Origin of the sequence: Aurantiacibacter spongiae, assembly GCF_003815535.1 — a bacterium.
Taxonomy (GTDB): domain Bacteria; phylum Pseudomonadota; class Alphaproteobacteria; order Sphingomonadales; family Sphingomonadaceae; genus Alteraurantiacibacter; species Alteraurantiacibacter spongiae.
This window is the reverse complement of sequence record NZ_RPFZ01000001.1, coordinates 1028102-1052940: the sequence shown is the minus strand read 5'-3', so window position 1 is coordinate 1052940 and position 24839 is coordinate 1028102. Positions and strand designations below refer to the sequence as shown.

Sequence of the window (24839 nt, the reverse complement as noted above, 5' to 3'; positions counted from 1 at the left end):
AGCTCGCGCGGCGTTAGGGCGAGCTCCGCCATGCGCCAGGTCTTCTATACACTCGCCATTTGTCTGTCCGTTCCCGCCGCCGCGCAGGATGATGACCAGACGCCCGTGATCGTTGTGCTCGGCGATGGCCTGGAGGAAACGCCGGCGACGCCGGCATACGCGACCGTGACCCTTCCACGAGAACGGATTGTCACCACCGCCTCCGGACGGCTCGAGGATGTACTGGCGGACGTGGCGGGAATACAGACCTTCCGCCGCTCTGACAGCCGCGCTTCGAATCCGACGGCACAGGGACTGACGCTGCGCGCGCTCGGAGGCAACGCGACGACGCGCACGCTCGTCCTCCTCGATGGGGTGCCGCTTACCGATCCATTCTTCGGCTACGTTCCCTTCAATGCGGTCGCACCCGAACGACTGGCGAGTGTGCGCGTAACGCGTGGCAGCGGCTCCGGTCCGTTCGGCGCGGGCGCGCTGGCGGGCACCGTGGAACTCGATAGCGCCGATGCCGCGACGCTCGGGCCACTGAGCGCGCAGTCGCTGGTTAACGATCGCGCGGAAACGCAGGCTTCCGCTACGCTGGCACAAAGCCTGGCCGACGGATACGCCGTCTTGTCGGGCAGATGGGATCGCGGCCGGGGCTTTTACACCACGCCAGTCGGCGAACGCGTTCCCGCAACGGTGCGTGCGCGGTTCGATAGCTGGTCCGTCAGCGCCCGGCTGGTCCAGCCGCTGGGAAGCGGGTTGGAAGCGCAGTTGCGCGGCCTGTCGTTCAGGGATTCCCGTACCTTGCGGTTCGAAGGGGCGGACAGCACGAATGACGGGCAGGATATCTCCGCACGCCTGATTGCTCGTGGTTCCTGGCAAGCCGATGCGATCGTCTATGCCCAGTGGCGCAACTTCACCAACGTCGTGATCTCGTCTTCGAGTTTCGAGCCGGTTCTGAATCAGCGTGATACGCCGTCGACCGGACTCGGGGGGAAGCTGGAACTGCGGCCCCCCATAGCCGACGCCCATACGTTGCGAATGGGCCTCGATTATCGCCGGGCGAGCGGCAATCTGGAAGAGGTGAACGCCTTTTCGGGTCTGAGGCAGGCGGGCGGGGTGAACGAAGACGCCGGCCTGTTCGTGGAAGACGACTGGGTAAGCGGCGATATCAAGCTGACCGGCGGGATTCGTCTCGACCGTTCGATCATCCGGGACGGATATTTCGAGACGATCGCTGACGGACGCACGCTCTATCCCGATCGCACCGACTGGCTGTTTTCCTGGCGCGGCGGTGCGGTTTACGCGGCATCTCGCACCGTGTCCCTGCGCGGCGCAGTCTATACCGGTCTGCGCCAGCCGACGCTTAACGAGCTTTATCGTCCCTACCAGATTTTTCCGGTCACTTACCTGGCCAATGCACGACTGAAGCCGGAACGCCTGGAGGGATACGAAGCAGGGATCGACTGGCGCCCTGCCCCCGGCGCGTCGCTGATGCTGACCGCGTTCGATAACCGGGTGAAAGACGCCATCGCCAACGTCACGATCGGCGAGGACACCAATCAGCGCCGCAATCTCGATGCTATCCACGCGCGCGGTATTGAAATTGGTGGTCGCTACGCCCGGCATCATTTCGATGCCTCGGCTTCACTGGCCCTGACTGACGCGGAGGTCGAGGGCACTGGCCTCGCCGCCGCCCTCAACGGACTGCGACCCGCGCAGACGCCTCGCGTCGCGGCAAGCGCCACTCTCGGCTGGAGGCCGGGGCCTCGTACCGCCGTTTCCGCGACGCTTCGCCACACCGGCGCGCAGTTCGAAGACGATCTGGAGACCTACCTGCTGCCCGCGGCCACGACCCTCGACCTGTTCGGACAGATTCCGGTTACGAGGGCGCTGATTCTGGTCGGGCGAGTGGAAAATCTGACCGACGAGAAGATCATCACGCTGAACCGTGGCGACCAGACCGATCTCGGCACGCCTCGTACCGTATGGGCAGGGTTGCGCTACGGGTTCTGACCTTCCGCTCCATGCGCTGGCACGCCTTCCTCGATCCGCCAGTCGAGGTCGAGCCACTCCGCAAGGGTCGCCAGTTCGCTTTTCACAATGTCCGAGACGAGTTCCATCCGCTCTGGCTCGATCCACAACGTCAGCGCATCATCACTTCGATTGAGCCTGCTGGTCAGCAAGGAGGCGCGCGACCCCGCGCCAAGCCTGCGGCACAAACGGAACGCGAGTCCCCAGCCGGCGGCTTCGCGCAGGGACTTGCCGCTGGCCAGCAGGTTCAGCGCATCGGTCGGCTCGGGGTTGCCGCACGCCCCGCGCAGGGCCGCGCCGATCAGGGCCCGACCACGGTGAGAAAGGCCCAGCCAGCGCTTTTCCATGGCCCAGTCGAAACTGTGCGCCAGCCGCATGTTCGGCTCGAGCCGCATCTGGGCCATTGCCAGCATCATCGCCGCCAGTCGAAGCCGCTCCTCGCCTTCATGCGTGCGCTCCCCACCGCGAGCAGCCTCGCTCGTCCAGGCGGCAATCTGGGTAGCATGCGACATGCTTGCCCCGCGCGGTTCGGTGAAATGAGCAATCGCGGCCAACAGGGGGTCGCGTTGCGCTACCAGCGGATCGAGAGAGCGGTATAACAGACCCTCGCGCAGCCCCCAGGAAGAGAAGACTAGCCCATCGGGTCTAAGCGCCTTCAACAGCGGGCGGAGCATGGCCGCGGCATCCGGCAGGCCGGCAGCGCGCGAGGACGAGATGCCTGGTATGTCCTCGAGCTTGTTCGGGTCCGCCTTCTCGAGTTTGCGGGCGATTTTTTCGGCCTCGTCCACACGCAGCGTGAACGCCTGCGGATCGGTAAGGGGATAGGCAGACTTGTGCATGGCGAAGGTTGCCAGGGCGCGCCACGTGCCGCCGACCATGTAGAGGGGACCGTCGTGATGTCGCGCCCAGTCGGCGCGGGTCAGGTCTTTCTTCACCGCCTTGCGGAATTCGGTTGGACCGCGTTCCCTGAGTGCTGGCAGGCGTAGCGTGCCGAGCGGCAGGCTGACGCCGTGTGAGGTTTTACCGTTCTCGATGGCGACAAGCTCCAGACTGCCGCCGCCAAGGTCAGCGACAACGCCGCGCGCGCCTGGGAAACCGCCGATTACACCGTAAGCGCTGGCTTCCGCCTCCTCCTCTCCGGTAAGGACTCGCACATCGAGACCCAGCTTCTCGACCGACTCGACGAAGGCAGGACCGTTGCAGGCGTCCCGCGTAGCAGCGGTGGCCACGGTCTGGACATCGGCGACGCCGATATCGCGGCAGATGAGAGCAAAGCGCGCAAGACCGGCCAGCGCCAACTCTCGCGCGTCCTCCGGTATTCGTCCGGTCGTCGCGAGATCGCGCCCCAGGCGGGCGGTGACCTTTTCGTTAAGCCAAACCGCAGGTGCCCGGGGCGGACCGGAATAGACCACCAGGCGCACGGTATTGGAGCCGATATCGATGACCGCCCGCTGCGGTCCGTCATGCTTCAGGCGAAGGTCTCGCTTTGCCGAAGCGATCATATCGCTCCCTTGCGTAGCGACAGATCCGGCACGCGGCTGTCCTTCAACGCATCGCCGCGCCCGGAGAGTGACGGGTTGGTCATGAAGTAATCGTGGCAGTTGAAGCCTTCGGCGTCATGCGTCATGCGCTCGTATTCCCCCGTTTCCCCGTCCAGCAGCCAGCTCTGCCCGGTATCGAGAAGATTGGCGAGCAACACCTGCTCCAGCACCTGATCGTGAACGGTCGCATTCTCTATCGGGAGAAGGTATTCGACGCGCCGGTGCAAGTTGCGATCCATCAGGTCGGCACTCGAGATGTAGACACGGGCCTTGTCGCCGGGCAGTTCTTCCCCCCCGCCGAACGCATAGATCCGGCTATGCTCGAGAAAACGGCCGATGATCGACTTCACGCGGATGTTCTCCGACAGGCCGGGAACGCCGGGACGAAGGCAGCAGATGCCGCGCACGACAAGCGTGATCTGCACCCCCGCCTGGCTGGCATCGTACAGCAGATCGATCATGCCCTGTTCGGTGAGCGAGTTCATCTTTGCCCAGATCGCGGCGGGCCTGCCTTCGCGGGCGAAGCCGATTTCGCGCTCGATGTCGGCCTGGAGGACTTCCAGCATGTTCACCGGACTGATCGCGAGCTGTTCGAGCTTTTGCGGGCGGACGTAGCCGGTAACGAAATTGAACAGCTTGGCCGCGTCGCGTCCCACCGCCGGATCGGCGGTGAAGTAGGACAGGTCGGTATAGATTTTCGCGGTAAGCGGATGGTAGTTGCCGGTGCCGAAATGGCAGTAGGTGCGATACCCGCCTTCTTCCTCGCGCACGATCATGGAGACCTTGGCATGGGTCTTCCAGTCGACGAAACCGTAGATGACCTGCACGCCGGAGCGTTCCAGCTCTCCCGCCCATTTAAGGTTCTGCTCCTCGTCGAAACGAGCCTTCAGTTCGACGACTGCCGTCACCGACTTCCCCGCTTCCGCCGCGGCGCACAGGGCGCTGATCACAGGCGATTGCTGACCCGCGCGATAGAGCGTCTGCTTGATGGAAATGACCTTGGGATCGCGGGCGGCCTGACGGAGGAAATCGACCACCACCTCGAAACTTTCGTACGGGTGGTGGATGACGATGTCCTTTTCCCCGATGGCGGCAAATGCGTCGCCATCGTGTTCCATGATGCGTTCGGGAAAGCGCGGCGAGTAGGACGTGAACTTGAGGTCGGGGCGATCTTCGGCGACCACGCAATCCAGGCCCGCGATACCCAGCATCCCCTCGGTTTTGGTCACGAACGCCTGTTCGAGCCCCAGCTTGTCGCGCAGCAATTCCTCGGCTTCGGGATCGAAACTCTCGTCGATCTCCAGCGCGATGACCTGGCCGCGGCGGCGGCGCTGGATCGCGCTACGGAAGAAGCGCACCAGATCCTCTGCCTCCTCTTCCACCTCGATGTCGCTATCGCGCAGTACGCGGAACACACCGTCGCCGTTCACGCGGAATCCAGGGAAGAGCAGTTCGGCATAACGACAGACCAGCCGCTCGATCGCGACATAGGTCGCATCTTCGCCCGGAATTCTGATGAAGCGCGGCAGGGCGGATGGTATCAGCACCATTTCAACGAGCGCGCTGCCATCGCTCTCTCGCGTCAGGTTGAAAAGCGCGCCGATTCCCATGTTCGCAACGAAGGGAAAGGGATGGCCGGGATCGATCGCCTGCGGAGTTATGACCGGCATGATCGAATCGATGAAGTACTGGCGCAGCCATTCCTCCGCCCCGTCGTCGATCCGGTCCTCGCCCCTTATGTGGATGCCGGCTTCTTCCAGCAGCGGGCACAGGTCGAGCAGGGCCCTTTGCTGCTTGGCCTCAAGCTCGCGCAAGCGCTGGTTGATGGCAGCGAGCTGCTGGCGCGGGGTACGCCCATCGATCGACGTTTCCGCAACGCCGGTACGAACCTGCCCCGCAAGTCCGGCGACGCGGATCATCATGAACTCGTCGAGATTGCTGCCCGAAATGGACAGGAAGCGCAGCCGCTCGAGCGGCGGGTAATCGAGTCGCGTCGCCTCCTCCAATACGCGGTCGTTGAAGGCGAGCCAGCTTAATTCGCGGTTGAAGTATCGCTGTTGCAGCGTGAGCGCGTCGGGATCGGTGCTGGTGGGAACAGGTGCGGGAACGGGAACGGTGCTCATCGGAACGCTCGACTGGTGACGTCTGACAACGGGTCTGGTCACCGTTTGGTCCCGTCAGATGACAACCATGTGGCGCGCGGGTCAAGCCTCGGCGATGTCTGCCGAGCGCGCGATCGCCGCTATCCCACGCCTGCCATCGTTGCGTTCGAGCTGTACGATCACGTCTATGACGTTGGCGGCATAGGCGATGGTGTCGCTCCGGGTCAGACCGATTCCGGTCTGCATGACCATCAGCGAGAGCTGCTCCAGCGCCCCGCGTAGCGAATTGGCGTGGATCGTGGAGAAACTTCCCGGGTGGCCGGTATTGATGGCGCGCAGGAAGCTGACGCTTTCCGCTCCGCGCAATTCCCCCAGAACGATACGATCGGGCCTGAGGCGCAAGGCCGATTGCAGCAATTCGTTCGGACCGACCTTGGCCTCTCCCAGCTCTCCCTTGACCGCCACCAGGCCGACTCCATTGGCACCCGGCAGCCGCAGTTCGGGCGTATCCTCGACCAGCACGACACGTTCGTCGCGAGGAATTTCACCGAGCATTGCGTTGAGGAAGGTCGTTTTCCCGGTACTGGTGCCGCCTGAAATGAGAATGGTCTTGCGGGCTGCGATGGCGGCGCGGAGAAAGGGAACGGGTTGCTGCACCGGATCGGGCATCTCCGCCTCGTCCCTTGGTTTCAGCGGACCGGAATCGTAGGCATCCAGGGGAAGGTCGAGCCGGCGGTGACGGCGTATCGCCATCGCCCAGTGTCGCCGCGTGGCGGGCGGCCCGCAGAACTGGATGCGCGCGCCGTCGGGCAGGGTCGCGCCGAGAAGCGGATGTTCGCGATTGATACCCTGATGGCTGATGCGGGCAACCTGCTCTGCGAGACGCTGGACCAGCTTGTCGTCCACCGCCGGCAATTCCACTCGCGTCATGCCGGGGCTGGCAGCGTCCTCCACCCACATTTCGCCCGGCCGATTGACCAGAATTTCGGTAACGGTATCGCGGTCGAGCCATTCGCGGAACGGCGCGAGATAGGCGTCGAGATAGACCGAACCGCTGGGTACCTGCGGCAAGTCTTCGGCGACCGTCGCCTCCGTCAGCTCATGGACCCCGGCGCTCATCGACCGGTCAGCGGGCGCGCGGCGCCTGCCCGAAGTCGAGGTCGCGGGCGGTATAGACGCGGATCGGTTCACCCATCCGCACGCGGACTGTCGGCGAACGCTGACCGTCCTGCTGAAGCGCGGTGTTCGCGGCACTCTGCCCGCCACCCAGCACCACCGACGCGCCGCCGGTGGCAAGGTTTGACAGGCCGCCGATGACCGAAAGCAGCATGGCCGAACCAAAGCGCGAGAAGAAATGGCTGTCGACGTCGCCCCGCAACCCGGCGGTGCCATCGAAACTGGTGGCGGGGCTCTGCAGGCTGACTGTAACCCCGTCCGGGCGGATGACCCGCGTCCAAATGACGTAGGCCCGGCGCTGACCGGCCTGCAATCCGGACTGGTACTGACCGACCAGACGGCTGGAGCGCGGGATAAGAACCCGGCTGCCGTCGAAGCTGCGCACATCCTGACTGACCACCGCCCGGACGAACCCGGGCACGTCGGTGTTGATCGCGGTTTCGAGAATGGCGGGGATCATCGTTCCCTGCGTCACCGTGGTCGCGGGATTGACGTCGCGTCGTGCGATCGCGGGACCGCCCCCGACACCGCCGACGCGAGCCGCGAACTCGCCTGCTGCGCCGCCGCCCGGAACGACGCTGCCTTCGGGCGTCGTGGCCATCGCTTGCTCGGCTGCTGCAGCAGCGTTTGCCGCGCTGGTCGGCGCGGTCCCGCCGTCGAAGACCAGCGTGGGCGAGGAATAGGGATTGGCGGTCGGGTTGTAGCCGGGCTGACCGCCGGGTTCGCGCGCCAGCACGGGGCTGGGCGCCGGGTCGGCAACGGGACCGTATCCCCCCGCGGTGCCCTCGTCTGCACCCGGAAGATCGTCAATAAGCGTCGGAGCGTACCCGGCCTGGGTCTGCGCGGAATGGTCGACGGACGCGGTCTGCACAGCGCCGTCGCCCGGGGCGGTCTCTTCCTTCATCCGGCTCGCGTTCAGTCCCCACAAGGTAGCCGCACCGAGCAGGGCGACGAAGCCAACGCCGGCGGCAAGACCAAGCGCGTCGGACCTGCCCTTGCGATTGGCGACCGCCGGATAGGACGTGCGGCTGGCCAGATCTATGATCTCGGTCGATTCGCTATCGCGCGGGTCGGCATCGTTCGCCGCGGCCTGTCGCGTCGTCTCAGGAAGGCGCATTGCGAGTTTCATGAAGCTGTGCTCCGTTTGCCGTTGTCAGGCGCCGCGGGCCGTGCCGTCGGCGGTGGTGGCGCTGGGTGTGCCGTTGTTGACGAGCGTCGCGGCGTTGTCGCCGCTGCGCAGGATGATTTCCCGCGGCACCAGGTCGAGGACGATCGTGTCCCCGCGCACCGCGAAGTTGACAGGCCCCTCGGTACCCTCGTGATCTTTCACCAGTATGGCAGGCATGGGCGTGCCTACCGGCCAGGCGAGGAAGGTCGCGTTGCCATCGTCATAGACTTCCTCGGGCAGGAGCGAAGCGTCGCCCTCGCTGGACCAGTCGAAGTTAAGGCTGGCAGGATCGACCACGGCGTAGTCGTCGTTCGCCGCGGCGACCTCTACCGCATTGGGTAGCACCCCGGGGTTTCGCGCTTCGGCCATCCGGGGTTCCTCAACAGGCTGCAGCTCGACCGGGTAGGTGAAGGTCAGCATGTAGAGCGGGTTGCGCATGTTCGGCGTCGCCACCAGATCGAACAGATAGGTGCGGCGGTTTGTGACGACGGTCATGTTCGTGCTGGCGCGCGGTTCCAGCGGCTTGACGAACAACAGATTGGCGCGGCGGTTGGGGGTCACTTGCCAGGCGGTCGAATCGCCGATGGCGACGTTTTCGATCGCCTCGCCCTCGCCGAAGCGAATGGTCGATTGCACGTTCACCTTGCCCTCCACCCGCACCACCTGACCCGGGTCGTAGAGACGTTCGACCATGCGCGGATCGTCCGCGGCGGCAGGTGCGGCCAGCGGGCCCGCGATCATCGCGACGGCGGCGCAGGCGGTGAACAGGGACTGGCGATGCATCAGAATTTCTCCGTTGATCGGACTGGCGCGGACTTGAAGCGGCTGCCCACCCCCCGCACCCGGCTGACGGCGGCTTTCGCATCGCTATCGCCGTTTCGAGATGACCCTGCGCTGACAAGGCGCGTTTCGCGACTTGTCGAATGACCCGGCCCGCTGTCGTTGGCAGCAACCGGTGTTGCGGCAGGCACGCGGATGTCGCGGCGTGCGATGGACGCGGCGCCCGCTGCCCGCTCCGACGCAGGCAATGGGAGCCCGCGAGGGTCAGAAGCACCGCGCGCGAACGCGCTGGTCTGCGACGCAGCGAAGTCGGGACCGCCGCGTTCGTCCGCCCTGTCATTGGCAGCCAGGCCGAACACGCTCCAGCCCTTCACCATGGTAGCGGCTACCTTGAGGACCATGAACATCAGCGCCAGATGAACCGCTCCGATCATGAAGAAGGCCATGGCCGCCCGCACGTCGATCTTGCCGCCAACCGTGCTGATTCCGGACAGGACCGGGACCGCTAGTTCCAGCATCAGCGATCCGCCGAGCACGGCGAAAAGCGGCGCGAGCGCCATCATCACCACGCCCTTTAACCAGCCCGTGAACAGCCCGCGGGTGGCGGTGAACAGAGCCAGGACGATGAAGATCGGACCCAGGCCCATGAGGATGGCAAGCGCGATCTTGCAGGTCGCCAGCACGCCTACCGTCCCCAGCAGCAGCATGGTGCCGCCCGACCAGAGTAATCCCGGCGGAGAGAAGAACGAGGTATTGGCGTCCATCGCCCCATCGCCCGACGCCTGCATCAGCGAAAGCATCACCACGTCGAGCTTGTCCGCGAAGATCGTGGTGGCGCTGCCATCGGTGCCCATAAGGACAGTGGCGATTTCGTCCGGAGCGCCGACGGCAAGGTTCCAGAACACGCTCTGGAAGGCGACCCAGCTCGTGGCGAAGGTCAGGACCAGCACCAGCGTCACCATGCGCGGCGTGAGCGTGGACAGACCCAGCCGGGTACGGCCGGTGATGAGGCCGAAACCCAGAAAAGCGATCCACAATGTCAGCAGGATGGTCAAGGCGGGGCCGAATGTGCCGTCTGCGCTGAACAGGCGGTTGAAGGCGGCTTGCGCCATTTCGGACGCGGCGCAGTCAACCCCGCGCAGGGACGAGCCGATGCCCGAGCCCACGCCTTCCATCGCGCGCTGGCAGGTTGCCGCTGCATTGGTCATTCCGCCGCCTCGCTATCCGGGAACACACCCGGTATTTCATCGTCGTTGGTCGCACCCGGCCACGCCCTGCTGGTCAGCGCGGGATACCATTCGGCGGGGTTGTCGCCCACCGCCTCCCGCAGCAGATCGAGCCGGCGGACGCTGCTTTCGCGGCCCGACAGCATGGTAAGGACTTCGGGAGCGCCGGACAGATCGAGCCGGACGACGACACTCGCGTCGGGTTGGCGGACGAGGAAGCATCGGGAATGGGCGGGGAGCGACCTGATAAGAGCCAGTTCGTGTTCGGTCAGGCCGAAGCCCTCGCAATAGTCTTCCGCCCGGGCGCGGGCGTTGGGCATGAACACCATCGTGGCGGTCTGTTCGACCAGCGCGGTAGCGATCCGCGAATCGAGCGCGTCGCGCGCGCTCTGAGTCGCGAAGCCGACGAGCGCATTTCTCTTCCGCAGGGTTTTCAGCCAATCGCGAATGCGGGCGGCGAAGACTTCGTCATCCAGCGCCTTCCAGCCCTCGTCGATCAGGATCATCGTCGGATCCCCGTCCAGCCGTTCCTCTATGCGGTGGAACAGATACATCATGGTCGGTGTGCGCAGCTTGGGGTTTTCCAGCAGCGCGGTCATGTCGAAGCCCATCACGCGGGTGGTGAGGTCGAGCCGGTCCTCCGCATTATCGAAGAGCCAGCCATGCTCGCCGTCTTCGATCCAGCCGGACAGGCGATCGGCGAGGTCGCCCGGTTGCGGTCGGCGGGCCCCGGAGACGAGTTCGCGAAAGTGCCGCAGGCGCCGCAGCGAGGAATCGTTGGCATAGGCGGCATCGACCGCGGTGGCGATCGTCGCGCTTTCCTCCGGTCCCTCGGCATGCAGCAGAACGCCCAGCCAGTCGCGCAGGAAGCCCCTGTTTGCGGGCGTGTCGGGCAGGGCCAGCGGGTTGAAGCCGCTCGGCTCGCCGGAACGGATGCGGTCGTAATTGCCGCCGATCCCGCGGATGAACAGTTCCGCGCCGCGATCCTTGTCGAACAGGATGGTGCGGGGCGAGAATTTCTGCGCCTGGGCGGCGAGGAAATTCATCACCACGGTCTTGCCCGAACCAGACGGTCCGATGACCGAGAAATTGCCCAGATCACCGTGATGGAAGTTGAAAAAGAACGGCGTCGCGCTAGTCGTCTGCAGCAAGGTGACCGCCTCGCCCCAGTGATTGCCCTCCGCCTGGCCGAGCGCGAACCCGTGCAGGCTGCCGAAACTCGCCATGTTGGCGGTGGAGATCATCGCCCGGCGCACGACATACTGCTCGTTTCCCGGGAACTGACCCCAGAAGGCAGGCTCGAGATTGGTGTCCTCTCGCACCGCGATGGCGCCGGTGTCGGACAGCGTCGCGGCTACGGCGGCGGTGGCGTCGTCCAGTCGGTCCAGATTGCTCTCGCGCACCAGCACCGTCATGTGGTGATCGCCGAAGCCCACGCTGCCCGCACCGAGCTCGTCGCGCGCGGCCATCATCTCGCCCCGTTCGGCCATCGCCTCTTCGTCCGCGGTCTTGAGGCGGCGGATGGCGAGGTCGATCTTCTCGCGGGCGGTCTGCCGTTCCTGTGGCGCGTAGCTTTCGGAAACCACCATCTCGTAGGGCAGGCGCAGCATCGCGTCGAGCAGGCCGGGGCTGGTCGCCTCCGGATAGTCCTTCAGCGACAGCATCGAAGCGAAATCGGCTCCGCCACTACCGCGAAGTTCCATCGCGTCGATGCCGAAACTGGCGCGGCGGTAGGGCAGCATGTTCCCGATATCGGTATCGAAGTCGGGTCGGCGCACCGGGCGCATTTCCCCGTTGTAGAGCGCGGAAAGCAGTTCCAGCAGCTCGTTGTTGGTGTTGCCCGAAGGTCCGACGTAATCGCCGAGCGGCTGCGCCCCGTAATCGCCCAGGGTGGCGGCCAGCGCCTGCAACGCCGCCCGCAGGCTGCGAGCGTCTTTCGGGTCGATATCGCCAGCATCCCTGCCGCGCCGTTTGAGCATCTTGCCCGCGCGTTCGGCCAGCCCGGCCTTGCCGCGTGCCGGCCGGCGCACCAATGTCACGAACTGGTCGTTCACGAACAGCGATCCCGACGACAGCTTCTCGCGCCAGCGAGCATCGATATGGGCCGACAACGGATCGTCGAAACGCGCATCGAGCGTTACCGCCACCCGCCGGCGGATCACGTGATGATACATGACGAAACGCGCATCGAGGTTGGAGCGAAGCATGACCTCGCGCGTGGCGGCGTGCGCGTTGAGCGCGTCGGTGTCCTCGGTCTCGAACAGCAGTCCGGGTACCTGCAACGCACCCATCAGCGAGCCATCGCGCAGCATCAGCATGTTCGCATCGACGAGCTGCGCGTAGGGCAGGCGATCGCCGGCGACCGCTTCCCTGGCGCTCCATCCGGCGGCTCCGAGCCACTTGGTCTTCATCGCGTTGCTCCCTCGCCGCTGCGATTGGCGCGGCGGAAATTCGTGTAGGCCACGCGCGTCACGCGGCGTAGCTGTTGCAGCCCCAGCGCTTGTAGTTCTTTACCCGCGGGCACTTGCTGACCTTCGTCAGCCACAGGTCGAAGATGCGCGGTTCGCGCAGGCAGGCGAAATAACCGATGACATGCATCACGAATGGCACTGGAACGATCCACCAGCTTTTCGTGATGAGAAACGCCTCCACCGTCACCAGTGCATTGATGACGAAGAAATTCAGCGTCACCCCGGCGAACATCTGCGGTCGGGTGAGCGCGCGGTGGACGGGGTGGCGGACAAGTTGCAAGAGCGTATTTCCTCAGCCCACCGCCGCGCCCTGGATGCCCGCCACGATCGAGCCGGCTCCGAAGATGATGAAGACCCCAAGGATCACGGTCGCGCCAAAGCGCCAGTTCATCCGTCCCGTCAGCATCATGAAGCCAACGGCGGCCACTGCCATCACCGCCACGGTGGTGGCGACCGTCCCCAGAAGCGTACCCTGCATCCAGCCCAGAGCGGCATTGATCGGGCCGGAACCGGCGGGATCCTGCGCAAGCGCTCCGGACGGGAAGGCCACGGCTGAAAGCAGCGTCGCAGCTGCGGCGAGACGGGCAAGAACTTGCATTATCGGTCGGAACTCCGCGAGTGGTCGGACAGGCGGCCCATGACGGCCGCGACGTATCCGCGTGTTTCAGTGATCGCCGGAACCCCGCCTGAACGGATCACCCGCCCGGGTCCGGCGTTGTAGGCGGCCAGCGCACGCTCGATATCGCCGTCGAAGCGATCGAGCTGTTCGCGCAGGTACCGCGCTCCGCCCTCGAGATTGGCGAACGGATCGCGCGGATTGACGCCGAGCTCGCGCGCGGTACCGGGCATCAGCTGCGCCAGGCCCACGGCCCCGACCGGGGAAACGGCGTCGGCGCGCCAGCGGCTTTCCTGCCACACCAAAGCCTCGATGAGGGCGGGGGAAAGGTCGAACCGGGCGGCCAGTTCGGCTACCTTGGCAGCATAGGCCCTTGGGACGATGCGGGCCTGGTAGGCGGTATCGGCGACGGCGGATTCGGGCACGAGAGCCGTCGCATCGACCGGGACTTCCTCCAGCGCGGCGGCCTGTGCATTCGTCATGGCGAAGCTCGGTGCAGCGACGGACGCGCCGGCGATCCAGCGCGCCTCACCATCGTCACCTACTTCCAGCACGTCCGCCCGGGCGCTGCCAGCGCCGAGCACTGCCAGCACGAATGCGGCGGCAGACGTGAAACCACGCAGAATCATCTGTGCAACCCTCCAATGCCCGGGCCTTGCTTACATGAAATGACACAGGCGTGACAGTCCCGAGATCAGGTACTCGCAACGCGCAGTAACGTCGTCCATTCCCGCTGGAACGGACGACGCGTGCGATGGATCGTTCGAGAGGACTTCAGCGTTGGAGGGGCACCGGCCTAGCGCATGGCCACCATGTCACGTTCGAGTTCACGCAGGGCGAGCCGTGCCGCGCTACGCGGATCCATCCATTCGCCGTTGGCGAGTTCGAGCTCGTAGCGGTCGTCGCTGGCGATTGCGGCGCGATAGCATTCACCGGCCTTTTCGAAATTGCCCGTCGCGGCGTAGGCGGCGCCGAGATTGATCAGCAGCGCCGGGTCATCCGGCATGCGCTCTCTCGCGGCTTCCAGGCGCGCGATCGCCTGCTGGGCTTCTCCGGCCGCGATCTGATCGTAGGCCACTTCGTGCTGGTCAGCCTGCGCGGCAAGGACGGGGGCGGCGCTGCCAAGCAGGGCTGCCACACCCAGAAGCAGGGACGTCTTCATCGCTTTTCTCCCAATGCGTTCGATGAAGTGTGCACCGGTACCGGGCGAGGCGCAACAAAAGCGTCACAATGTCACAAAACTGATACAATGGCTCGTCTCGCCGCAAACCCTGTGGAAAGCGACACCGCGCTGTCACACTGACCGAAAACTGTCACCCCACGGTCCTAGCTGGCGAGTCGCGACACGCAATTCGCGATTCATTCACCGGTTTTTGAGGGGACCGTCAGCCGTGACCAACATTTCTCGTAACCTTATTCTCGGGTGCTCCTTGCTGGCGTTGAGCGCCTGCGGTCCCGACGAGATCGCTTCGCCGGGCACTGGTGGCGACATCATCATCAACAATCCCAGCCCGACGCCGAGCCCGACACCCACGCCGACTCCGACGAGTGGCGGCGTGACGGCCGCTGCCGGTTGCCCGACCATCGCCGACGCGCAAGGATTGACCGACGAGGGAACGATTTCCGGCCCCACCGGCGAATACCGCGTCTGCGCCACGCCGATCCGGTTCAACAGCTCGTCCACGCTCTCCTACGTTCCCGGACTGCTCTATCGCCTGCCGGGCCAGGTCAGCGTGGGCACCGACGGCGGTCCCGCTCCCGACAACAGCGATGGCTTCGACGATACCGATGTCGAACTAACTATCGAGCCCGGAGTCATCATCTATGCCAGCGGCTCGTCTTTCCTCAACGTGACGCGCGGCAACTCGATCGACGCCAACGGCACCGAAGATCGCCCGATCATCTTTACCAGCCGTGACAACATCCTGGGTCTCAACAACGACAATTCTTCCGGTCAGTGGGGCGGTGTAGTCCTGTCGGGCCGCGCGCCGGTGACGGACTGCTTCCAGCCGGGCGCGACGCCGGGTACCGTCAACTGCGAACGTCAGGTCGAAGGTGCGGCGGATCCGAACTTCTTCGGCGGAGCCACTCCCGACGACAGCTCGGGTTCGATGAGCTACGTGCAGATACGCTTCTCCGGCTTCGTGCTTTCGGGCGATAACGAGCTGCAGTCGCTGACGACCGGTGGCGTCGGCTCGGGGACCGACCTCAGTTACATCCAGTCGGTCAACAGTTCCGACGACGGCGCGGAGTTCTTCGGCGGCCGCGTCAATCTCTCCCACCTCATCGTCGCCGGTGCGGAGGACGATTCGCTCGACACCGACACCGGGGTGAAGGCGAACTTCCAGTACGTCCTTGCCGCGCAGCGCAGCGGCGTCGGCGACACGATGATCGAGGCGGATTCGAGCAACGGGTTGGAGGATCAGACCCCGCGTCAGAACACCCAGGTAGCGAACTTCACCTTCATCCAGCGCCGATCGGGCGACCAGGTGATCCGTCTGCGGGGCGGAACCGACTACGGTCTGTACAATGGTGTGGTCATCGATCAGTCGTCGTCCGGTACGCCATGCATCCGGATCGACGATCAGGAGACGATCCGGGCCGCCAATGCCGGCCTCGACGACGTCGGCCCGCCGCGCTTTAATTCGGTTGCGCTCGATTGCCAGACCAATTTCCGAGCCGGCAGCGACGGTGTGACGGTCGCCGATGTGGAGGCCATCTTAACTTCCGGGACCGGAAACACGCTCGATTACGACAACACGATCCAGAACGGCTATCTGAACGGAGCGAACGAGGATGGCTACATGCCGATCTTCGATGTCACCTCGCTCAGCAGCTTCTTCGAATCGGCCAGCTTCATCGGTGCGGTTTCCGCATCGAACGACTGGACCCAGGGCTGGACCTGCGATTCGGCCGCGATCACGTTCGGTAACAACACCGGCAACTGCCTGACCCTGCCAGTCTACTGATCCGGAGCTGGTTGAGGGGGCGCGTTTTCCCCGCGCCCCCTTTCCCATAGTCGCGGCCCGCGACGGGCGGGCCGGTCATCCTTACGCGGGATCGTACAATGCTTGATAGAACGTCCAGGATTTCCCGGCGGCTGCTTGCCGCATTCGCGCTGACCACCGCGCTCACCATGCCCGTTGCCGCGCTGGCGCAGGGCACACAGGGCGCGGGACAGACCGGGGCCGGGGGCGCGCAGGCCCCGACCGAGGAGGAGGCCGAGCGCAATGCCGAGAACGAGCAGTCGATACCCGGACCCAATCCGGATGAACAGACGCCCGCCGACGCGCAGCTGCCCGACGAGGGTTACGAGGATCCCGACGTTTCCATCCCCGGGGGCGCGATCGTCGTCACCGGTCGCATCAACCGCGACCCCACACGCAATTCCAGCCAGGTCATAAGCGTCCTGTCGACCGAGGACATTGCACGCACCGGTGAGGGCGATATCGCCGGCGCGTTGAGCCGTGTGACCGGCCTTTCGGTGCAGGGGCAGGGCTTCGTCTATGTTCGCGGTCTGGGCGATCGTTACTCGCTCGCGCTGCTGAACGGCCTGCCGCTGCCTTCTCCGCAACCCCTCAGCCGCGTCGTCCCGCTGGACATCTTCCCGACCAACGTGGTCGCCTCGAGCCTGGTGCAGAAAACCTATTCGGCGAACTTCCCCGGCGAATTCGGCGGCGGTGTCATCAACCTGACCACCAGCGCCGTGCCGGACGAAAGCTTCGTCACGATCAGCGGCGGAATCAGCGCCGACACCGAAACCACCTTCCACAACGGCCTTGCCTATTACGGCAGCGACTATGACTGGTTCGGCTTCGACGACGGCACGCGTGACGTACCGCCTGCCCTGCAGACCTATTTCAACAGCGGATTGCGGCTCAGTCAGGTGCCGCTGGATTCGGCCCAGAACGTCGACGGTACGCCCTTTACCCAAGCCGACATCGCATTCCAGCTGGGCAACCCGAACCTCGTGCTGCTCCAGAAAATCGGCGATCTGCCGGTCAACTTCTCGGGCGGGATAACCGCCGGTACGTCCTTCGACGTGTTTTCCGACGGCCAGCTGGGGGTCATCGCCACCGCTTCGATCAGCAACAAATGGCGCACGCGCGATATCACGTCACAGTCCATCCTCGCGGATTTCTCGCTCGATACCGACTTCAACGACCTGGTGACCGACAACCGCATTCTCGTGAACGGTCTGCTCGGCTTCGGACTCGAGTTCGGCGACAGCCGTATCCGGTGGACCAACCTGTTCATCCGCGACACGGTAAAGCAGGCCACCTTGTCGCAGGGAGAAGATTTCCAGGATGATGATTCCATCCAGCAGCAGCAGACCGGCTGGTTCGAACGCCAGCTGATCGACAGTCAACTGGTGGCGGAACTCGAATTCGGCGATCTCGGTGTCGATCTGCGGGGCGGCTATGCGCGCACCGATCGCGAGGCACCCTACGAATATACCTTCACCTACGTCCGCGACAACGCCAACGGTCCGTTGTCGGATCAGTTCATCAACGTACTCGATCGCCAGACGGGCGATGCGAGCGTCGTGTTCTCGGACCTGCAGGAAGAACTGTATTCGGCGGGCATCGATATCTCCTATCCCGTGCTGGACACCCTGACCGCAACGGTCGGTTATGCCTACAGCGACACTGATCGCTATTCGGAGCGCCGCGAATTCCTGTTCAACGCGCCAACCAGCTTTCCCGACGGCATCGGCCTGTTCCGACCGGACCTTCTGCTTGGCGATGCGGTGATCGAATATTACGATATCGGCCTCATCGAATCGACGGAAGCCAATCCGGCGTTCGCGGCCGCGCTGAAAATTCATGGCGGCTACGGCAAGATCAACTGGCAGATCCTCGACCGCGTCCAGATTGATGCAGGCGTGCGCTACGAGGATGCGAAGCAGACGGTCAATCCGGTCGAGCTGTTCGCCGATTCCCTGACTTCGAACGCCTCCACGCTACTCGAGAACGATTATTGGCTGCCCGCCGCGACCGTCACCTTTGAACCGATCGACGACTTGCAACTGCGTGCGAGCGCCTCGCGCACGCTGGCACGACCCCAGTTTCGAGAACTTATCTTCCAGACCTACTACGATCCCGAAACCAACCGTCAGTTCAACGGCAATCCGCTGCTGATCGACAGCGAACTGACGAATTACGAAGTGCGTGCAGAATACTACTTCGGCGGCGGCGACCGGGTGTCGGTCGCAGGGTTCTGGAAGGATATCGAAAATCCGATCGAGGCGTTCTCGAGCTTTTCCGACAACGCGCAGTTGACGAGCTTTGCCAACGCCCCCAGCGCCACCCTGAAGGGTGTGGAGGTCGATGCGCAGTACACGATCGGCCTCTACGACGTCGGCGGTTTCTTCCAGACAAAGGAACTGGCCCTGTTCGCCAACTATACCTACACCGATTCCGCGATATCGGTTTCGGACGGGGATACGACCCTGCTCTTCCCCGGCGGGGCAACGCCTGCCAGCAACCTGTTCAATGACGGCGTGCCGCTTACCGGCCAGTCCGACCATCTCGCCAACCTTCAGTTGAGCCTGCAGGACACAGATAAGCTGCAACAGCTGACCGTCCTTGGAAGCTATGCGAGCAAGCGGGTAACGAGCCGCGGTACGGCCGGTTTGCCGGACATTATCGAAGATCCCGGCTTCCGCCTTGATCTCGTCGCGCGTCAGGGCTTCGAATTTCGCGGACTGAACGCGGAATTCAAGCTGGAAGCGCGCAACATCCTCGGCCGCCGGCACGAGGAATACCAGACCGACGGAACGCAGCGCGCCGAGATCAACACCTACGATGTGGGCACCACCCTGGGCGCATCGCTGGCGCTGACTTTCTGAACGGGACGCCGGGCGGCATCGGATACCGGGTCCGTTGCCGCCCGGCAGCCTCTCAGGGGCGGTCGAGAACGTAGCCCTTGCCGTGAACCGTGCGCAGCAGGTGGCCGGCATCGACATCGCGCAGGCCCATGCGCAGCCGTTTGATCCAGACATCCACCGTGCGCAGGTAATTCGGATCGCCTGCCTTGCCGAGCGCCTCCACGAGTTCCTGCCGCGACAGCACCCGGTCCGGATTTTCCGCCATGAAGCGCAGCAGGCGAAATTCGTTGGGGCGCAGGACCACCGGGCGGCCCCGCCAGCGCGCCTGCTCTGCCGCGGGATTGATGGAAAGATCGCCCAGCGCCAAGGCCGTCCGGGCTGCCGGGCGAACAGCGCTGCCAAACAGGGCGAGGACGCGATCGAGCATGGCGTTGCGTTTCAGGGGGCCGACCATGTAATCGTCGGCCCCGGCCTTCAGCGAACGGCGCCGCTCGTCCGGATCATCCTCGTCCAGCACCATCGTGATGTGGCTTTCCGCGAAGCGGGGGTCCGCGCGAAGCCGCCGGACCATCTCCAGACCGCTCATCGTGTCCATCACCCAGTCGACGAAGAACCAGCAGGGCTGTTCGACGAGCCCGCCGGGTCCGTGCGGTCCTATCAGCGCGAAGCGTATGACGACTTCGCCCTGATCGAATTCGTCGAATTGTGCCACTTCCCTGTCGGTTGCGAATATCGTTACGCGATCCATCGTGCCGGGCGGCCCCCTGTCTTTCGTCAGGGCACTCTGGCGCGGAAGCATGACTTCCCCGTGACAGGATTGTGGTGTGTGTCTTACGGCGTTCCCGGGCAGTACCCCGCGAGGAAATCAGCATGTGCGGGCATGTGCTGCACGAGAAAACGGATGCTCTTCTCTATTTCGTCGAGTTCCTTGCGGGTCTTCGCCGGATCGAGCGTATCGGCCAGGGCGTTGTGGCCCCGCATGGCGATACCCTGCCCCATCATCACCGCCGCCCAGCTCGTTTCGGTGAACAATTCGTCCTCCTCCCTGAAGATCTGTCCGGTATCGCGGAACAACGCGATCTTCTCGGTCAGGCTGTCGGGGACGGACATCGTGCGGCAATAGTTCCAGAACTCTGAATCGTCGCGCGCCGTCGCGTGGTAATGCAGGATCAGGAAATCGCGGATCTTCTCGTATTCGCGGCCCGTGATCCGGTTGAAGGTGTTGCGCTGCGCGTCCGTGATACCGTCGAGCGAAAGCGTCGCGATCAACTTGGTGACGCCGGTATTGATCAGGTGGATCGATGTCGATTCCAGCGGCTCCATGAACCCCGCCGAAAGGCCCAGCGCCACCACGTTGCGGTTCCAGAACAGCCTGCGCCGCCCCGTCACGAACCGCAGGTGGTTCGGCTCGGCGGTCGGCTTCCCCGCCATGTTCGCCATCAGAATGTCGGTCGCCTCGTCCGCGTCCATATAGGCGTCGCAATAGACATGGCCGTTGCCGTTGCGATGCTGCAGGGGCACCTGCCATTGCCAGCCTGCGGCGTGAGCGGTAGCAACCGTGAAGGGCGGCGGACCGCTCCCGTCGTCCCGATGGCAGGGGAGGGCAACCGCCCGGTTGCACGGAAGCCAGTGCGTCCAGTCCTCGTATCCCGTTTCCAGCGCCTGTTCGATCAACAGTCCGCGAAAACCCGTGCAATCCACGAAGAGGTCGCCCGCGACGACCTCTCCGCTTTCCAGCCTGATGGAAACGACGTCGCCGCGATCGCCATGTAGCGCCACGTCCTCGACACGCCCCTCCTGACGAACCACGCCCCGTTTCTCGGCGTAGCGGCGCAGGAAGCCGGCGTAGCGTGAGGCGTCGATATGGTAGGCGTAGTTGATCGGCGGCAAGTCGTCGCGGTCCATGCCCTGGGTGCGCTGGAAGCGGCCGAAATAGGCGGCCATCGTTTCGGCATTGAATACCTGGATCGGCCTTTTGTCGCCATGTGCGCGGGCGTGGTGCCAGACATGATGGAACCCGACCGAGCCGATCTGGTAGCCGTAATTGCCGAACGGATGGATGTAGCTGTCACCCTGCCGTCCCCAGTTGCGAAACTGGATGCCGAGCTTGAACGTGCCTTGGACGGCGGCGAGCATCTCCGCCTCGTCGATCTCGAGTAACTGGTTGAATTCCACGAAGGGGGGGATCGTGGCCTCCCCCACCCCGACCGTACCGATCGATTCCGATTCAACCAGGGTAATCGCCAGTTCGCGCCCGGCGCGAAGACGCGAGAGCGCGGCCGCGGCCATCCAGCCTGCCGTCCCCCCGCCGACGATGACGATGTGCTCGATTGTCATGCCGAAACCGCTCTCCCTATCCGCCGCGTTCATGCCTCGATGCGCCGAGTAATGCAAAAATGTTACACAAGACGTCCCGCGTTGTGAACGTTCATATTTGCGCTTGTGAACGATCACATCGGTGTTAGACGAGACGTGGAGCCCGGTAACGGGACCGACGTTTAGTGCATCCGCGCCGCGACAAGCTGGCGGGATTCAATGGGAGGAAGCCTGTGTCCAAGTCCAGCCGCGAATCCGATTTCACGCTTGCCAACCGCCTGCGCGTGCTTGGCACCGTATCCCTGCTTGCCGTAAGTCTGGGGAGCGCCCAGCTCGCCCATGCGCAGGATACGCTGGAGGAGGAGCAGGAGCAGGAGGCGGATAACGACATCGTCGACGAATCGCCTAACGTCATCGTCGTCAGCGGTTTTCGCGCCTCACTGGAAAGTGCGCAGGATTTCAAGGAACGCGCCGATACCGTGGTCGACGTCATCACGGCCGAGGACATCGGAGCGTTGCCCGATCGTTCCGTCGCCGAGGCCTTGCAGCGCGTACCGGGCGTCAACATCTCTCGTTTCGCGTCGCCCGACGATCCCGACCGCTTCAGCGTCGAGGGTTCGGGCGTCATCATTCGCGGCCTTTCCTTCGTGCGCTCGGAGTTGAACGGGCGCGACATCTTTTCCGCAGACGGCGGCCGGGTCCTCAGCTTCAACGACGTCTCGCCCGAACTTCTTGGCCGGGTTGAAGTGTACAAGAACACCACTGCCGACATGGTCGATGGCGGTATCTCGGGTACCGTCAACCTGGTCACTCGCAAGCCGCTGGACGAACTCGGTTTCCACATCGGCGGCACGGCAGAGGTCAATTACGGCGACTTGGCGCAGGAATGGTCGCCCGGTTTTTCGGTGCTCGGTTCGAACACCTTCGAAACCGGAATGGGCACGTTCGGCCTGCAACTGGCTTACGCCCAGCAGGAACTGGTGACGCGCACCGATGCGTCGCAGATCACTGACCCCTGCTATCGCCCCAGCGACCTCAATTCCGGTGGCTGTCTGCGCGCCCGCGACGTGGGATCGGGCGGTTTTGCCGGGGACGGTAATTTCGACCAGACCAATTTTCCTCCGGAAGGGAGTGTCGTCGTTCCGAAGGGCGCGGGCGTTCGCACCACCACGCTCAGCCGTGATCGGCAGGCCTATTCCGCCGTCGGCCAGTTCGAGAGCAGCGACCGCCGCTTCCTCCTGACCGCTGAATATCTACGCGCCGAAACGCAGGGGTCGCTGGAAGAATTCGCCATGCTGGCGCTCGTCAACAACGACGCCTTCTTCCCCATTCCCCAGCCCGGGACCAGCATCACTTTCGACGAGAGCGGGCAGTTCCAGACCGGCTATATCACGCAGACCTCGGAAGGCGGTATACCTGGCATCTCGACGGAGAACCTGCGGTTTCAGCAGGAAAGCGAAACGAAGACCGAGGACTTCTCGCTCGACGTCGATATCGAATTCACCGATCGTTTCCGCGCGAATTTCGAAGGCCAGTACATCAACTCGACGCTGAACGCGGCCGGCATCATCCTCAACATGCAGACCTACGCGGACATCTTCCTCGATGCCTCGACGCAGACGCCCCAGGTTCGCTTCCTCCAGCCCGGAACGCAGGAATCGCCGGCGGGGTACTTCACCGATCCGGACCTCACCTATTTCTGGTTCCATCTCGACAACCAGATCGACAACGAGGGCGACCTCTACTCTCTGCGCAGCGATTTCGAATACGACGTTTCCGACTCCGGCTTCTTTCGCAAGGCCCGCTTCGGAGCGCGCTGGTCGGAGCGTGGACGCACGACGCGCAACGCCAATTATTCGAACTGGTCGAACCTCGGCGCGCCCTGGACCGGGCGTGGCGGCAACTGGAACTGCGCGGACCCGCAGGTCTATGGCTGCGGCGGCGCCTACGCCAAGGACTTCCCCGACAGCGCCGGCGTGTTCTCGCCCTTCGGCGATAATTTCCAGCGGGGCAACGCGCCCGCGCCGACCGGCAATGGCTCCGCCATCTACTATGGCGGTGACGATCTGGTCGACGCCTACCTGTCCGGCGAACTCGGCGATGACCTGCAGGCGATCAAGGATTTCACCCTTACGACAGAGGGCCGCCCGCTCATCGGCGGTCGCACGCAGCAGCAGCCCGGCGGCACAGTCGTGGCCTGTGATCCGTTCTGTCCGTCGGAAATCGTACCGATCGAGGAGACGACGGATGCCGGCTACGTCCGGCTGGACTTCGGGCACGATTTCGATAGCGGTCTGGAGTTCTCGGGCAATGTCGGCGTGCGCTACGTGCGCACCAACGTCCGCTCGCGCGGCCTCGTCGGTTTCATCGCGCCCGATTACGTCGACGATCCGGTCGACATGGGGGGCGTCAACGCCGGCGGTAACGGGAACGGCGTTGCCGAAGTGTCCGACCTGCAGAACCGCTGCGCCAATATTTCGACGGGCCAGCAGGGCCCGGGCTACTGCAACCTCTCTCCCGAGCGTCAGGCCGAGTTCGTCGCGGGTCTGACCGGCGACGTGTTCCTGGACCAGTCGGACGAGACTTACGACCATTGGCTTCCGAGCTTCAACGCGCGGTTGAACTTCACCAATGGCGTCGTTCTGCGAGCGGCGATCTCCAAGGGTATCTTCCGCCCCGACCTGGCAGCCTTCCGCACCGGTGGTTTCGTCTACGATAACACCAACAATCTAGTGCAGGGCGGTACCGAGGATACCGGCGCGCTGTTCGGGCTCACCACGGGCAATCGCAGCCTGCGTCCGGTCGAAAGCTGGAACTACGACCTTTCCGCCGAATGGTATTTCGACGCGGTCGGATCGCTGACGGCGGCGTTCTTCGCGAAGGATATCTCCAATCAGGAGATTTCGGGAGCATCACTGCAACCGATCACAAGCCCTCAGGGCAATACTGTCAACGTCATCATCAATGGCCCTGTCAATTCGGACAGCAGCACACTTTATGGCGCGGAACTGGCCTATCAGCAGGTCTACGATTTCCTCCCCGGGCCGTTGTCGGGTTTCGGTTCGCAGCTGACCTATACCTATGTCGATGCGGGATCGTTCTCGAACAACAATATCGGTGCCGAGCGCAGTCCGTTCGCCAACAACCTGCCGCTGACCGGTATTTCCAAGCATACCGTCAACGCGGTACTGTTCTACGAGAAATACGGCTTCAGCGCGCGTGCGGCGTATAACTGGCGAGACGATTACCTGCTGACGACGCGGGACGTGATCTTCCCGTTCCAGCCGATCTTCAACGAGAGCACGGGTCAGCTGGACGCATCGCTGTTTTACGACCTGACGCCCAACATCAAGATCGGCGTGCAGGGTGTGAATCTTCTCGACGAGGTGACGGTCACGAGCCAGGTGTTCGATTTTGACGGTACTCGAGTGACCCGATCGGCATTCCGCAACGACCGGCGATACACCTTCCTCGTCCGGGTGGATTTCTAGGGCGGATAAACTTTTCGCCCCATGAAAAACTGATTATCGACGGGCCCCGGCGTATGCCCTACGCCGGGGCCCGTTCAGCATCGGCCCGCCTCAGCGGCCATGCCGG

The 24839-nt window shown here is 64.0% G+C and carries 17 protein-coding genes; 4 read left to right on the top strand and 13 right to left on the bottom strand.

Annotated features, from left to right (window positions below; translation table 11 throughout):
* Positions 1 to 30 precede the first annotated feature (30 nt).
* Entirely contained in the window at positions 31 to 1998 is a 1968-nt protein-coding gene (locus EG799_RS05090) for a TonB-dependent receptor plug domain-containing protein (protein ID WP_123879129.1), read from the top strand.
* Here EG799_RS05090 and EG799_RS05085 read toward each other — a convergent pair.
* From EG799_RS05085 to EG799_RS05035, 11 genes are all read right to left on the bottom strand, one after another.
* Positions 1986 to 3518: a Ppx/GppA family phosphatase gene (locus EG799_RS05085; RefSeq protein ID WP_123879127.1), complete on the bottom strand. Its 1533-nt coding sequence runs from the start codon at positions 3516 to 3518 to the stop codon at positions 1986 to 1988. The two genes, EG799_RS05090 and EG799_RS05085, sit on opposite strands and share 13 nt — an antisense overlap.
* Positions 3515 to 5680: an RNA degradosome polyphosphate kinase gene (locus EG799_RS05080; protein ID WP_123882804.1), complete on the bottom strand. Its 2166-nt coding sequence runs from the start codon at positions 5678 to 5680 to the stop codon at positions 3515 to 3517. The genes EG799_RS05085 and EG799_RS05080 overlap by 4 nt, the downstream gene beginning before the upstream one ends.
* Before the next feature lie 81 nt (positions 5681 to 5761).
* Entirely contained in the window at positions 5762 to 6778 is a 1017-nt protein-coding gene (gene virB11 / locus EG799_RS05075) for a P-type DNA transfer ATPase VirB11 (protein WP_123879125.1), read from the bottom strand.
* 7 nt (positions 6779 to 6785) lie between these two features.
* Entirely contained in the window at positions 6786 to 7964 is a 1179-nt protein-coding gene (locus EG799_RS05070) for a TrbI/VirB10 family protein (protein WP_234029029.1), read from the bottom strand.
* A gap of 24 nt (positions 7965 to 7988) precedes the next feature.
* Positions 7989 to 8786, bottom strand: a complete 798-nt coding sequence (locus EG799_RS05065) for a TrbG/VirB9 family P-type conjugative transfer protein (protein WP_234029028.1) — start codon at positions 8784 to 8786, stop codon at positions 7989 to 7991.
* Complete coding sequence (locus EG799_RS05060; protein ID WP_123879122.1) at positions 8786 to 9991, bottom strand: type IV secretion system protein; 1206 nt, start codon at positions 9989 to 9991, stop codon at positions 8786 to 8788. The genes EG799_RS05065 and EG799_RS05060 overlap by 1 nt, the downstream gene beginning before the upstream one ends.
* Complete coding sequence (locus EG799_RS05055; protein ID WP_123879120.1) at positions 9988 to 12420, bottom strand: VirB4 family type IV secretion/conjugal transfer ATPase; 2433 nt, start codon at positions 12418 to 12420, stop codon at positions 9988 to 9990. The genes EG799_RS05060 and EG799_RS05055 overlap by 4 nt, the downstream gene beginning before the upstream one ends.
* Positions 12421 to 12478: 58 nt before the next feature.
* On the bottom strand, positions 12479 to 12760 hold the full coding sequence (locus EG799_RS05050; RefSeq protein WP_123879118.1) for a type IV secretion system protein VirB3: 282 nt from the start codon (positions 12758 to 12760) through the stop codon (positions 12479 to 12481).
* A gap of 12 nt (positions 12761 to 12772) precedes the next feature.
* Entirely contained in the window at positions 12773 to 13078 is a 306-nt protein-coding gene (locus tag EG799_RS05045; RefSeq protein ID WP_123879116.1) for a TrbC/VirB2 family protein, read from the bottom strand.
* The gene (locus EG799_RS05040) at positions 13078 to 13725 is read right to left on the bottom strand and encodes a lytic transglycosylase domain-containing protein (protein ID WP_123879114.1); all 648 of its coding nucleotides are present in this window, start codon (positions 13723 to 13725) and stop codon (positions 13078 to 13080) included. Before EG799_RS05040 ends, EG799_RS05045 begins: the two co-directional genes overlap by 1 nt.
* Before the next feature lie 167 nt (positions 13726 to 13892).
* A complete protein-coding gene (locus EG799_RS05035; RefSeq protein ID WP_123879112.1) occupies positions 13893 to 14258 on the bottom strand; it encodes a tetratricopeptide repeat protein in 366 nt (121 codons plus the stop codon).
* Positions 14259 to 14487: 229 nt separating this feature from the next.
* Between EG799_RS05035 and EG799_RS05030 the strand changes: the two genes are divergently transcribed.
* Positions 14488 to 16065 (top strand): hypothetical protein, encoded by a 1578-nt coding sequence (locus EG799_RS05030; RefSeq protein WP_123879110.1) that lies wholly within the window; start codon positions 14488 to 14490, stop codon positions 16063 to 16065.
* A gap of 98 nt (positions 16066 to 16163) precedes the next feature.
* Positions 16164 to 18947 (top strand): TonB-dependent receptor domain-containing protein, encoded by a 2784-nt coding sequence (locus EG799_RS05025; RefSeq protein ID WP_123879108.1) that lies wholly within the window; start codon positions 16164 to 16166, stop codon positions 18945 to 18947.
* A gap of 52 nt (positions 18948 to 18999) precedes the next feature.
* On the opposite strand, the gene EG799_RS05020 is transcribed toward EG799_RS05025, so the two are convergent.
* Complete coding sequence (locus EG799_RS05020) at positions 19000 to 19725, bottom strand: response regulator transcription factor (RefSeq protein WP_234029027.1); 726 nt, start codon at positions 19723 to 19725, stop codon at positions 19000 to 19002.
* Between the two features lie 32 nt (positions 19726 to 19757).
* Positions 19758 to 21296 (bottom strand): tryptophan halogenase family protein, encoded by a 1539-nt coding sequence (locus EG799_RS05015; protein ID WP_234029026.1) that lies wholly within the window; start codon positions 21294 to 21296, stop codon positions 19758 to 19760.
* Positions 21297 to 21475: 179 nt separating this feature from the next.
* On the opposite strand from EG799_RS05015, the gene EG799_RS05010 reads away from it, so the two are divergent.
* Positions 21476 to 24733, top strand: a complete 3258-nt coding sequence (locus EG799_RS05010; protein ID WP_123879106.1) for a TonB-dependent receptor — start codon at positions 21476 to 21478, stop codon at positions 24731 to 24733.
* Positions 24734 to 24839 lie beyond the last annotated feature (106 nt).

What these genes read in the sequence shown, in the direction of transcription:
- EG799_RS05090 (WP_123879129.1), top strand. Translation starts at nt 31, where the DNA reads ATGCGCCAGGTCTTCTATACACTCGCCATTTGTCTGTCCGTTCCCGCC.
- EG799_RS05085 (WP_123879127.1), bottom strand. Translation starts at nt 3,518, where the DNA reads ATGATCGCTTCGGCAAAGCGAGACCTTCGCCTGAAGCATGACGGACCG.
- EG799_RS05080 (WP_123882804.1), bottom strand. Translation starts at nt 5,680, where the DNA reads ATGAGCACCGTTCCCGTTCCCGCACCTGTTCCCACCAGCACCGATCCC.
- virB11 (WP_123879125.1), bottom strand. Translation starts at nt 6,778, where the DNA reads ATGAGCGCCGGGGTCCATGAGCTGACGGAGGCGACGGTCGCCGAAGAC.
- EG799_RS05070 (WP_234029029.1), bottom strand. Translation starts at nt 7,964, where the DNA reads ATGAAACTCGCAATGCGCCTTCCTGAGACGACGCGACAGGCCGCGGCG.
- EG799_RS05065 (WP_234029028.1), bottom strand. Translation starts at nt 8,786, where the DNA reads ATGCATCGCCAGTCCCTGTTCACCGCCTGCGCCGCCGTCGCGATGATC.
- EG799_RS05060 (WP_123879122.1), bottom strand. Translation starts at nt 9,991, where the DNA reads ATGACCAATGCAGCGGCAACCTGCCAGCGCGCGATGGAAGGCGTGGGC.
- EG799_RS05055 (WP_123879120.1), bottom strand. Translation starts at nt 12,420, where the DNA reads ATGAAGACCAAGTGGCTCGGAGCCGCCGGATGGAGCGCCAGGGAAGCG.
- EG799_RS05045 (WP_123879116.1), bottom strand. Translation starts at nt 13,078, where the DNA reads ATGCAAGTTCTTGCCCGTCTCGCCGCAGCTGCGACGCTGCTTTCAGCC.
- EG799_RS05040 (WP_123879114.1), bottom strand. Translation starts at nt 13,725, where the DNA reads ATGATTCTGCGTGGTTTCACGTCTGCCGCCGCATTCGTGCTGGCAGTG.
- EG799_RS05035 (WP_123879112.1), bottom strand. Translation starts at nt 14,258, where the DNA reads ATGAAGACGTCCCTGCTTCTGGGTGTGGCAGCCCTGCTTGGCAGCGCC.
- EG799_RS05025 (WP_123879108.1), top strand. Translation starts at nt 16,164, where the DNA reads ATGCTTGATAGAACGTCCAGGATTTCCCGGCGGCTGCTTGCCGCATTC.
- EG799_RS05020 (WP_234029027.1), bottom strand. Translation starts at nt 19,725, where the DNA reads ATGCTTCCGCGCCAGAGTGCCCTGACGAAAGACAGGGGGCCGCCCGGC.
- EG799_RS05015 (WP_234029026.1), bottom strand. Translation starts at nt 21,296, where the DNA reads ATGAACGCGGCGGATAGGGAGAGCGGTTTCGGCATGACAATCGAGCAC.